General features: G+C 63.1%; 7 protein-coding genes. All 7 read left to right on the top strand.

The annotated features are described in order from the left end of the window. Positions 1–946: transglutaminase family protein (locus ACOZKU_RS02805; RefSeq protein WP_421577564.1), on the top strand; the 946-nt coding region annotated here is incomplete at its 5' end. A gap of 120 nt (positions 947–1,066) precedes the next feature. After that, positions 1,067–3,475 carry a circularly permuted type 2 ATP-grasp protein gene (locus ACOZKU_RS02800; RefSeq protein ID WP_421577563.1) on the top strand — a complete coding sequence of 803 codons (2,409 nt, stop codon included), beginning with the start codon at positions 1,067–1,069 and terminating at the stop codon, positions 3,473–3,475. A gap of 22 nt (positions 3,476–3,497) precedes the next feature. After that, entirely contained in the window at positions 3,498–4,385 is an 888-nt protein-coding gene (locus tag ACOZKU_RS02795) for a transglutaminase family protein (RefSeq protein WP_421577562.1), read from the top strand. A 138-nt stretch (positions 4,386–4,523) separates the two neighbouring features. Beyond that, positions 4,524–5,744 (top strand): TadE/TadG family type IV pilus assembly protein, encoded by a 1,221-nt coding sequence (locus ACOZKU_RS02790; RefSeq protein ID WP_314086462.1) that lies wholly within the window; start codon positions 4,524–4,526, stop codon positions 5,742–5,744. A gap of 205 nt (positions 5,745–5,949) precedes the next feature. Next, on the top strand, positions 5,950–8,409 hold the full coding sequence (locus tag ACOZKU_RS02785) for a glycogen/starch/alpha-glucan phosphorylase (protein ID WP_421577561.1): 2,460 nt from the start codon (positions 5,950–5,952) through the stop codon (positions 8,407–8,409). Beyond that, positions 8,409–10,634: a 1,4-alpha-glucan branching protein GlgB gene (gene glgB / locus ACOZKU_RS02780; RefSeq protein ID WP_421577560.1), complete on the top strand. Its 2,226-nt coding sequence runs from the start codon at positions 8,409–8,411 to the stop codon at positions 10,632–10,634. Before ACOZKU_RS02785 ends, glgB begins: the two co-directional genes overlap by 1 nt. Before the next feature lie 20 nt (positions 10,635–10,654). Beyond that, positions 10,655–11,917 (top strand): glucose-1-phosphate adenylyltransferase, encoded by a 1,263-nt coding sequence (gene glgC / locus ACOZKU_RS02775; RefSeq protein WP_117370586.1) that lies wholly within the window; start codon positions 10,655–10,657, stop codon positions 11,915–11,917. Positions 11,918–11,924: the final 7 nt, after the last annotated feature.

Here is an 11,924-nt window from a genome sequence, read left to right as displayed (position 1 = left end):
TCAGGGCGTGCCGCCGCTGCCCTGGCTGGTCGACCGGTTGTTCCGCAACCTCCTGACCGACGTCACCGGCAATACGCACCGCTCGGAAATCTGCATCGACAAGCTGTTTTCCCCGGACGGGCCGACCGGCCGTCTCGGCCTCGTCGAGTTCCGCGGCTTCGAAATGCCGCCGAATGCCCGCATGAGCCTAGCCCAGCAGCTTCTCATCCGCGCCCTCATCGCCCGCTTCTGGCTCAACCCGGCGCAGGGCGGCTTCGTGCGCTGGGGCACAACCCTGCACGATCGCTTCATGCTGCCGCACTATGTCTGGCAGGATTTTCTGGACGTGCTCGCCGACCTCCGGGCCAACGGCTTCGATCTCAGGCCGGAATGGTTTGCCGCCCAGCTCGAATTCCGTTTTCCCTTCTGCGGCGAGGTCGAATACGAGGGCGCCAATCTCGAAGTGCGCCAGGCGCTGGAGCCCTGGCACGTCATGGGCGAGGAAGGCGCGATCGGCGGCACCGTGCGCTATGTTGATTCGTCGGTCGAGCGGCTTCAGGTCAAGCTGGAGACCGCAAATCCCGAACGCTACACGGTCGCCTGCAACGGGCGGCCTGTGCCGCTGAAAAGCACGGGCACAAGGGGCGTCTCGGTCGCCGGCGTGCGCTACAAGGCGTGGCAGCCTGCATCGGGCCTGCATCCGGGGTTGCCCGTCAATACACCGCTTACTTTCGACATATATGATACATGGTCGAAGCGAGCGATCGGGGGCTGCATTTACCACGTTGCCCATCCGGGCGGACGCAACTATGACACCTTCCCGGTGAACGGAAACGAGGCCGAGGCGCGCCGGCTGGCGCGGTTCGAGCCGTGGGGGCATACGACGGGCGGCTATCTCTTGCAGCCGGAAAATCCGCCGGCGGATTTTCCGCTGACGCTGGATTTGCGCAGGCCGTCCGGCATCTAGAGCATTTCCAGTCGAAGCGGGATCGCTTCGACGTAGGACAATGCGGCAAAACAGAAGGATAGAACATTTCCGGTGAACCGGTGTTCACCGGAAATGCTCTAGTCCTCTAGGAGACAGTGATTGAAGACCACGAGTGTGGAGGCAGAGCTGATCGAGGCCCAAACGGCGCAGGCGCCTGCCCGTGCCTATGCTCCGCTTCCCGACGTCGCCGACGAGATGGTCGATACGCAGGGCGAGGTGCGCCCGGTCTGGCGGCACTTCCTCGCCGCGCTGGAGCGCATGGACGAAGCGGACCTCGCCGGCCGCTTCGCCCGCGCCGACCGCTATCTGCGCGATGCCGGCGTCTTCTACCGCGCCTATGGCAAGGAGGCCGCCACGGATCGCGCTTGGCCGCTTTCCCACATTCCCGTGCTCATCGACGAAACCGAATGGGAAGATCTGTCGCGCGGCCTCGTTCAACGCGCCGAGTTGCTGGAAGCCGTCGTCGCCGATATCTACGGCAAGAACGAACTGGTCGCCAACGGCCTCTTACCGCCAGCGCTCGTCGCCTCCAACAGCGAGTTCCTGCGTCCGCTCGTCGGGGTGCAGCCGCACGGCCGGCATTTCCTGCACTTCGTCTCCTTCGAGATCGGCCGCGGCCCCGACGGCAACTGGTGGGTGCTGTCCGACCGCACGCAGGCCCCGTCCGGCGCCGGCTTCGCGCTGGAAAACCGCGTCGCGACGACCCGCGCCTTCTCCGATGTCTATGCCGAGACCCACGCGCATCGCCTCGCCGGCTTCTTCGGCGCTTTCCGCAACACGTTGCAGGCGGAAAAATCGGCGGAAGACCGCATCGCCGTCCTCACGCCGGGCCTTGCCAACGAAACCTATTTCGAACACGCCTACATCGCCCGCTATCTCGGCTTCATGCTCTTGGAGGGCGAGGACCTGACGGTGGTCGGCGGCAAGGTCATGGTGCGCACCGTCGCCGGCCTGAAACCCATCGGCGTGCTCTGGCGCCGCCTCGATGCCGCCTTCGCCGATCCGCTGGAGCTCAACCAGAACTCCCATATCGGCACGCCCGGCATGGTCGAGGCGCTGCGCTCCGGCTCCGTCACCTTCGTCAACGCGCTCGGCGCCGGCATCGTCGAGACGCGCGCCATGCTCGCCTTCCTGCCGAATATCTGCCGGCAATTGCTCGGCGAGGAGCAGCGCCTGCCTTCGATCGCCACCTGGTGGTGCGGACAGAAGGAGGAGCGTGAGCACGTCGCGGCCAATATCGAGCGCATGGTCATCGGCCCGGCCTATTCTACGCGCCCGTTCTTCGACGACAACGAACAATCCGTGCTCGGCTCGACGCTACGCGACACGGCAAAACACTCGATTGCCGAATGGCTGGCGAGCGACGGCACCAAGCTGGTCGGCCAGGAGGCGGTGACGCTCTCCACCACCCCCGCCTTCGTCGATGGCAAGCTGGTGCCGCGGCCGATGTCGCTGCGCGTCTTCGCCGCCCGCACGCGCGACGGCTGGCAGATCATGCCCGGCGGCTTCGCCCGTATCGGCGCCGGCGACAATGTCTCGGCCATCGCCATGCAGGAAGGCGGCTCGGCGGCGGACGTCTGGATCGTCAGCCAGAAGCCGGTCGAGCGCACTTCGCTCCTGCCGGCCGAGGAAGTCTTCATCCGCAACATGCCCGGCAGCCTGCCCAGCCGCGCCGCCGACAACCTGTTCTGGCTCGGCCGCTATATCGAGCGGGCGGAAGGCGCATTGCGCATCCTGCGCGCCTGGCACGGCCGCTACGCCGAATATGCCAATCCCGAGCAACCCTTGCTGAAGGATGTCAGCACCTATCTCGACGCGCTCGACATCGACACGTCGGAAGCCGTGCCGGCAAGCCTCATCCGCAGCATCGACAGCGCGGTCTTTTCCGCCAGCAACATCCGCGACCGGTTCTCGCCGGATGGCTGGCTCGCGCTGAACGATCTGGCAAAAACCGCGCGGCGCTTCCATGTCAGCATCCAGCCGGGCGACGACGCGACACGCGCCATGACCGTGCTGTTGCGCAAGCTCGCGGGCTTTGCCGGTCTGGTGCACGAAAACATGTACCGTTTCACCGGCTGGCGCTTCCTCTCCATCGGCCGCTATCTCGAACGCGGCCTGCACATGACGCGCCTGCTCGGCCACATGTCCGGCGAGGATGCGCCCGACGGCGCGCTCGACATGCTGCTGGAGATCGGCGACAGCGTGATGACCCACCGCCGCCGCTACAACGTGGCGACCGCGCGCCTCACCGTCACCGATCTTCTGGCGCTCGACCCGCTCAACCCGCGCTCGATCCTCTATCAGCTGAACGAGATCAAGAACGAGGTCGAGCAGCTGCCGAACGCCTATTCCAACGGCCAGATGTCGCCCTTCTACCGTGAGGCGATGCGCCTGCATGCCGGGCTTGCGGTGATGACGCCGGAAACGATGACGGATGCCGTCTACCAGCGCTTCGAGGCGGAACTCGAGAAGCTCTCCGACATTCTCGCGCAAACCTATCTGAGCTGAGCGAAAGGGAGGCGCCGAAATCATGCTCTACGACGTCAACCTTCATATCAGCTACCTCTACGACACGCCGGTCTCCGGCGGGCGCCATATCGTGCGGGTCCTGCCGCTGTCGATCGGCGGGCGCCAGCGGCTCATCGCCGGCACGGTCGGCGTGACGCCGGGTCCGGGCGAGCGGGTCGATCACAACGACTTCTTCGAAAACCCGATGAGCGCCATCCTTTTCCGCAACGCCCATGAGCGGCTGGATATCCGCATGCAGGCGCGCGTGCATGTCGATGTGCCGGAACCGGCCGCCGACTTTTCCCCTCGTGTTGCGGACTTGCCCGAGGATATCGCCGGCTACTGGTCGCTCGATGCCGGCTCGCCGCACCATTATACCGGCCCGAGCCCGCGCCTGAAGGACTGCCCCGAGATCGCGGAGTATGCCCATGCGATCGTAAAGCCCGATATGACGATCCGCGCCATCGCGGCGGCGATCTGCGCACGCATCCACAAGGATTTCACCTACGATCCGAAGGCGACGACCGTCGACACGACCCCGCGTGAGGCGTTCAAGCTGAAGCGCGGCGTCTGCCAGGACTTTTCCCATGTGATGATCGTGGCCCTGCGCAGCCTCGGCATTCCCGCCGGCTATGTCAGCGGCTTCCTGCGCACCATCCCGCCGCCCGGCAAGGAACGCCTTGAGGGCGCGGACGCCATGCATGCCTGGGTGCGCTACTGGTGCGGCCGGGTGAACGGCTGGATGGAACTCGACCCGACCAACGACATTCCCGCCGGCACCGACCATATCGTCGTCGCCTATGGCCGCGACTATTCCGATGTCGCCCCGGTCATCGGTGTCCTGAAAGGATACGGCCAGCACAAAACGAGCCAGGCGGTCGATGTCGTTCCGGTACGGCAGACGGCGTAATCCCGATTGGAAACAGCGGGAAAACCCGGAAAACCAAGGCCTCTAAACTTTTACGAAAACTATACCACGGCCCCGAACCGTTAAATAACATTTCGCTGCTAGCGTCAGCCCACATTATGACAATGGTGGGTAAGTCTCATGACGAAGAAGACGAAAAAACAAACCCTGATCGCACGGCTCCTCGGCGATCGAGGCGGCAATTTCGCGATGATGACAGCCATTGTCTGCCCGCTTATCATAGCGGCCGGCGGCGTGGCGATCGATCTCACCAAGATGGTGATGACGCGGACGACCCTGCAGGACGCAGCCGACTCTGCCGCGCTTGCCGCAGCCTCCGCCCTGGCAAACGACAGCAAGAGCAAGGCGGAAGCCAAGCTCATCGCCATGCAATTCCTCAAGACGCAGATGAACGGTGGCGTTGCCGTCGATGAAGCCTCCCAGGGCGGGAAGTCTGAGGATGATGATAGCAATCCGGAATTCGCAACCGGCACCGATATCACCATCACGGAAACGGCGCTGCTCGGCAACGGCAAATCCTACAAGGTCGACATCTCGACGAAATATACCGTCAAGTTCAACGCCTTTACCCGTCTGCTCGGTCAGCAATCGACTGTCATGAACGCCAAGAGCACGGCCGAGAGCGCGACGGAATCGAAGAACGCGCTTTCGATGTTCCTCGTCCTCGACAAATCCGGCTCGATGGCTTGGATCACCAACGAGAAGGACAAGACCCTTACCTCGTGCATCAACTGGACAGAGCAGAACTGGGGAAGCTCTAAGGTCAAGGCGACGAGCCCCTGCTACGTCTCGAAGATGGGGGCCCTGAAACTCGCCGTCGCAAGCCTCTTCACACAGTTCACCCTCGCGGACCCGACGAATACCTTCGTGCGGACCGGGGCGATCTCCTATGACCTCGCAAGCTACACGCCGAGCGAACTTGCCTGGGGATCCACAACCTCGCTCGCCTATGTCAACAAGCTGGTCGCCGACGGCGGGACCGCCTCGGGCGCCTCCATGAAAACCGCCTATGACAAGCTGAAGGCGGCCACGGAAAACACTGCACACAAGACCAAGAACGGACAGGTGCCGACGAAATACATCGTCTTCATGACGGATGGCGCAAACAACAACTCGAGCGACGACACCAGCACGCTGGCGACGTGCACCAGCGCGAAGAAGGACGGCATGGAGATCTACACTGTCGCCTTCATGGCACCGACTGCCGGCCAGAACCTTCTGAAGGCCTGCGCGACCGACGGCTCGCACTACTTTGAAGCGACGAACATGGCCGCCCTTGTCGCCGCCTTCAAGGTGATCGGCGAACGCACCTCCGCCGTGGTCTCCCGCCTGACCAAATAATCCCGCCCTAAGGCTGGAAAATCGAACCCGCTGCGTCCGACGCAGCGGGTTTTTTAGCATTTTCGCCGTGTTTCAGACATGTCGAAAATGCACGGGGCGTTTCTTGAAAAGGTATATTGCAAGCGCTTCGGATAGATGCATAAATTGATTTAAACGCGATTTCGAACGAACGAACGCATTGAATGCGAAGGGGCAAAGTTCACCGATGATGAACCGGGTTACCAACAACGACCTCGCGCCCGCTCCACGATCCTCGGATGTCGAACAGCTCGCAACAGAGCTGCTCGAGCGCCTTAAATACCGCATCGGCAAGGACCCGAAAGTCGCCAAGCCGCACGACTGGCTGACGGCAGCGATCCTGGTTGCGCGTGATCGTATTACCGACAACTGGATGGATTCGACGCGGCGCACCTACGCGACGGGCGCCAAGCGCGTCTATTACCTATCGCTCGAATTCCTCATCGGCCGTCTGATGCGCGATGCCATGACCAATAGCGGCATCATGGACGAAATGCGCCAGGCGCTCGCCATGCACGGCGTCGATATCGACGTCATCGCCGAACTCGAGCCGGATGCGGCGCTGGGCAACGGCGGTCTCGGCCGACTTGCTGCCTGTTTCATGGAGAGCATGGCAACCGTCGACGTACCGGCCTATGGCTACGGCATTCGCTACGTGCACGGCCTCTTCCGCCAGCAGATGGCCGACGGCTGGCAGGTCGAACTGCCGGAGACCTGGCTTGCCCACGGCAATCCCTGGGAATTTGAACGCCGCGAAAGCTCCTATGAGATCGGCTTCGGCGGCGGTGTCGAGACGATCAATATCGGCGAGGACAAGCAGCGCTTCGTCTGGAAGCCGGCCGAGCGCGTCATCGCCACGGCCTATGACACGCCGGCCGTCGGCTGGCGGGCCAAGCGCGTCAACACGCTGCGGCTCTGGGCTGCAAACCCGATCGATCCGATCCTGCTCGAAGCCTTCAATGCCGGCGACCATATCGGCGCGCTGAAGGAAAGCAACCGGGCCGAAAGCCTGACGCGCGTGCTCTATCCGGCCGATGCGACGCCGGCCGGCCAGGAGCTGCGCCTGCGCCAGGAGTTCTTCTTCTGCTCCGCCTCGCTGCAGGACATCCTTCGCCGCCATCTCCAGCAGTATCCGGACTTCACCTCGCTGCCGGACGCCGTCGCCATCCAGCTCAACGACACGCATCCGGCCGTCTCGGTCGCCGAACTCGTGCGCCTGCTGACCGACGTGCACGGGCTCGACTTCGACACGGCCTGGGATATCGGCCGCCGCACCTTTTCCTACACCAACCACACGCTGCTTCCCGAGGCGCTGGAAAGCTGGCCGGTGCCGCTGTTCGAGCGGCTTCTGCCGCGCCACATGCAGATCGTCTATGCGATCAACGCCAAAATCCTCGTCGAGGCCCGCAAGGAGAAGGGCTTCGAGGATCAGCGCATCCGCAACATCTCGCTGATCGAAGAATCGGGTGAACGCCGGGTGCGCATGGGCAATCTCGCCTTCGTCGGCTCCCATTCGACCAACGGCGTATCGGCGCTGCACACCGAGCTGATGAAGGAAACGGTCTTCGCCGACCTGCACAAGCTCTATCCCGAGCGCATCAACAACAAGACGAACGGGATCACGCCGCGCCGTTGGCTGATGCAGTGCAATCCGGGCCTGTTCAACCTGATCCGTGACTCCATCGGCGACGGTTTCATGGACGATGCCGAGACGCTGAAGGCGCTCGACGCCTTTGCCGACAACAAGGATTTCCAGGAGAAGTTTGCCGCGATCAAGCGCGAGAACAAGAACCGGCTTTCCAATCTCGTCGGCAGCCGAATGGGCGTGCGCATCGACCCCGCCGCGATGTTCGATATCCAGATCAAGCGCATCCACGAATACAAGCGCCAGCTACTCAACATCATCGAGGCTGTCGCCCTCTACGACCAGATCCGCTCGCACCCCGAGCTGGACTGGGTGCCGCGTGTCAAACTCTTCGCGGGCAAGGCGGCGCCGAGCTATCACAATGCCAAGCTGATCATCAAGCTCGCCAATGACGTGGCGCGTGTGATCAACAACGACCCGGCCGTGCGGGGTCTCCTCAAGGTCGTCTTCGTGCCGAACTACAATGTCTCGCTCGCCGAGATCATGGTTCCCGCCGCCGACCTTTCCGAGCAGATCTCGACCGCCGGCATGGAAGCGTCGGGCACCGGCAACATGAAGTTCGCGCTGAACGGCGCGCTGACGATCGGCACGCTCGACGGGGCCAATGTCGAGATGCGCGACCATGTCGGCGCGGAAAACATCGTGATCTTCGGCATGACGGCGGAAGAAGTGGCGAAGGTGCGGGCCGAAGGGCACAATCCCCGCGCCATCATCGAGCAGTCGAAGGAACTGTCGCAGGCACTCGCCGCGATCTCCTCCGGCGTCTTCTCGCCCGATGATCGCAACCGCTTCACCGGCCTCGTCGACGGCATCTACAATCACGACTGGTTCATGGTGGCGGCGGATTTCGACGCCTATGCCAAGGCCCAGCGCGAGGTCGATGGCATCTGGACGGATAAAAACGCCTGGTTCTCGAAGACCATACGGAACACCGCCCGCATGGGCTGGTTCTCCTCCGACCGCACCATTCGCCAATACGCCAAGGAAATTTGGAGAGCCTGATGACCGTACCGCCGAACAAAGGGACGATGGCCACCCGGCCCAATCTCCCGTCAGAGCTTCTGGCGAAGGCGGACATCGATGCAATCCTGGAAAGCCGGCACTGGGACCCGTTCGCCGTGCTCGGCGTCCATGCGGTGGGCGACGCCTATGTCGCCCGCTGCTTCCTGCCGGGTGCCGCTGAAGTGACGGCAGAGACGCTGTCAGGCAAGGAGATCGGCGCGCTCACGCAGGTCCATCCGGCCGGCATCTTCGCCGGTGAGATCGCGGTGAAGAAACAGCAGCCGATCCGCTACCGCGCCCGCAACGACGGCGGCGAATGGGTTGTCATCGACCCCTATAGCTTTGGTCCCGTTCTCGGGCCGATGGACGACTACTATATCCGCGAAGGCTCGCATCTGCGCCTCTTCGACAAGCTCGGCGCCCATCCGATGACGCTCGACGGCATCGACGGCTTTCACTTCGCCGTCTGGGCACCGAATGCCAAGCGCGTTTCCGTCGTCGGCAACTTCAACGAATGGGACGGGCGGCGCAATGCCATGCGGCTGCGCCGCGACACCGGCATCTGGGAGATCTTCCTACCCGGCATTACCGAAGGCCATGCGTATAAATACGAGATCGTCGGTATCAACGGCGAGGTCCTGCCGCTGAAGGCCGACCCCTTCGCCCGCCGCTCGGAACTCAGGCCCAACAATGCCTCGATGACGACGGGGCCGATCGAGCAGGACTGGGAAGACGAAGCACATCTCCAGCATTGGGCAAGCGTGGATGCCCGCCGCCAGCCGATCTCCATCTACGAAGTCCATGCCGGCTCCTGGCAACGCAACGATCGCGGCGACTTCCTCACCTGGGACGAGCTTGCCGACCGGCTGATCCCCTACTGCGTCGATATGGGCTTTACCCATATCGAGTTCCTACCGATCTCCGAATTCCCTTTCGATCCCTCCTGGGGCTACCAGACGACCGGACTTTATGCGCCGACCGCCCGCTTCGGCGAGCCCGACGGCTTCGCCCGCTTCGTCAATGGTTGCCACAAGGTCGGCATCGGCGTCATCCTCGACTGGGTGCCGGCGCATTTCCCGACCGATGCGCATGGGCTGGGCAAGTTCGACGGCACCGCGCTCTACGAGCATGAGGACCCGCGTCAGGGTTTTCACCCGGACTGGAACACGGCGATCTACAATTTCGGCCGCGCCGAGGTCCTGTCCTACCTCATCAACAACGCGCTTTACTGGTCGGAGAAGTTTCATCTCGACGGCCTGCGCGTCGATGCCGTCGCCTCGATGCTCTACCTCGACTATTCGCGCAAACACGGCGAATGGGTGCCGAACGAATATGGCGGCAACGAGAATCTCGCCGCCGTACGCTTCCTGCAGGAGATGAATGCCCGCGTCTACGCCGCCCATCCCGGCATCCTGACGATCGCGGAGGAATCCACCTCCTGGCCAAAGGTCTCCGCCCCCGTGCATGACGGCGGCCTGGGCTTCGGCTTCAAGTGGAACATGGGCTTCATGCACGACACGCTGCAATATCTGTCGCGCGAGCCGGTGCATCGCAAGTTCCACCACAACGACATGACCTTCGGCCTGATCTATGCCTTCTCGGAAAACTTCGTGCTGCCGCTCAGCCACGACGAGGTGGTGCACGGCAAGGGCTCGCTGATCGCCAAGATGGCCGGCGACGACTGGCAGAAGTTTGCCAATCTGCGCGCCTATTACGGCTTCATGTGGGGCTATCCCGGCAAGAAGCTGCTGTTCATGGGGCAAGAATTTGCGCAATGGCAGGAATGGAGCGAAAGCCGCTCGCTCGACTGGAACCTGCTCGAATATCCGCTGCATGAGGGCATGCGCCGGCTGGTGCGCGATCTCAACGGCACCTACCGCCGCAAGGCGGCGCTCCATGCCCGCGACTGCGAGGGCGACGGCTTCGAGTGGCTGATCGCCGACGACCGGGAGAACTCGGTCTTCGCCTGGCTGCGCAAGGCGCCCGGCGAAAAGCCGATTGCCGTCGTCACCAATTTCACCCCCGTCTATCGCGAGGGTTACGCCGTGCCGCTGCCGGTGGAGGGCCGGTGGCGTGAAATCCTCAACACCGACGCGGAGATCTATGGCGGCAGCGGCAAGGGCAACGGCGGCGCCGTCGAAGCCAGAAAACACGGCAACGGAAGAATAGCAGCCACCATCACCCTGCCGCCGCTGGCGACCGTGATGTTCGAGCTGGACGCATAACAGAGCTGGGAGGCGACACTATGGAGCAAAAGCGTATTCAACCCCTCGCCCGTGACGCGATGGCCTATGTCCTGGCCGGCGGACGAGGAAGCCGCCTCAAGGAGCTGACCGACCGCCGCGCCAAGCCGGCCGTGCATTTCGGCGGCAAGGCCCGCATCATCGACTTCGCGCTCTCCAACGCGCTGAACTCCGGTATCCGCCGTATCGGCGTCGCCACCCAGTACAAGGCGCACTCGCTGATCCGCCACATGCAGCGCGGCTGGAACTTCTTCCGCCCGGAGCGTAACGAAAGCTTCGACATCCTGCCGGCCTCACAGCGCGTCTCCGAGACGCAGTGGTACGAGGGCACCGCCGATGCCGTCTACCAGAACATCGATATCATCGAGGACTACGGCGTCGAATACATGGTCATCCTCGCCGGCGACCATATCTACAAAATGGACTACGAGCTGATGCTCCAGCAGCACGTGGATTCCGGCGCGCAGGTGACGATCGGCTGCCTGGAAGTGCCGCGCATGGAAGCGACCGGCTTCGGCGTCATGCATGTCGATGACAAGGACCAGATCATCGCCTTCGTGGAAAAGCCGGCCGACCCGCCGGGCATTCCCGGCAATCCCGACTTCGCGCTTGCCTCCATGGGCATCTACGTCTTCCACACCAAGTTCCTGATGGACCTCTTGCGTCGCGACGCCGCCGACCCGACCTCCAGCCGCGACTTCGGCAAGGACATCATCCCCTATATCGTGCAGAACGGCAAAGCCGTCGCCCACCGCTTCAATGCATCCTGCGTCCGCTCGAATTTCGAGCGCGAAGCCTACTGGCGCGACGTCGGCACGATCGATGCCTACTGGCAGGCCAATATCGACCTGACCCACATCACGCCGGAACTCGACATCTACGACAGTTCCTGGCCGATCTGGACCTTCGCCGAGATCAAGCCGCCGGCCAAATTCGTGCATGACGACGAAAACCGCCGCGGCTCGGCGATCTCCTCGCTCGTCTCGGGCGACTGCATCATCTCCGGCGCCTCGCTCAACCGCAGCATGCTGTTCACCGGCGTCAGGGCGAATTCCTATTCCCGCCTGGAAGGGGCCGTCGTCCTGCCGAACGTCATGATCGGCCGCCATGCCAACCTCAAGAACGTCGTCATCGACAGCCGCGTGGTCATTCCCGAAGGCCTTGTCGTCGGCGAGGATCCCGAACTCGACGCCCGCCGCTTCCGCCGCTCGGAGAACGGCATCTGCCTCATCACCCAACCGATGATCGACAAGCTGGAGCTCTAGCCGCGTC

It is taken from the genome of Shinella sp. M31, from assembly GCF_049199205.1.
Taxonomy (GTDB): Bacteria; Pseudomonadota; Alphaproteobacteria; order Rhizobiales; family Rhizobiaceae; genus Shinella.
The sequence above is the reverse complement of the archived record's forward strand: the minus strand, read 5'-3'. Positions and strand labels throughout refer to the sequence as shown.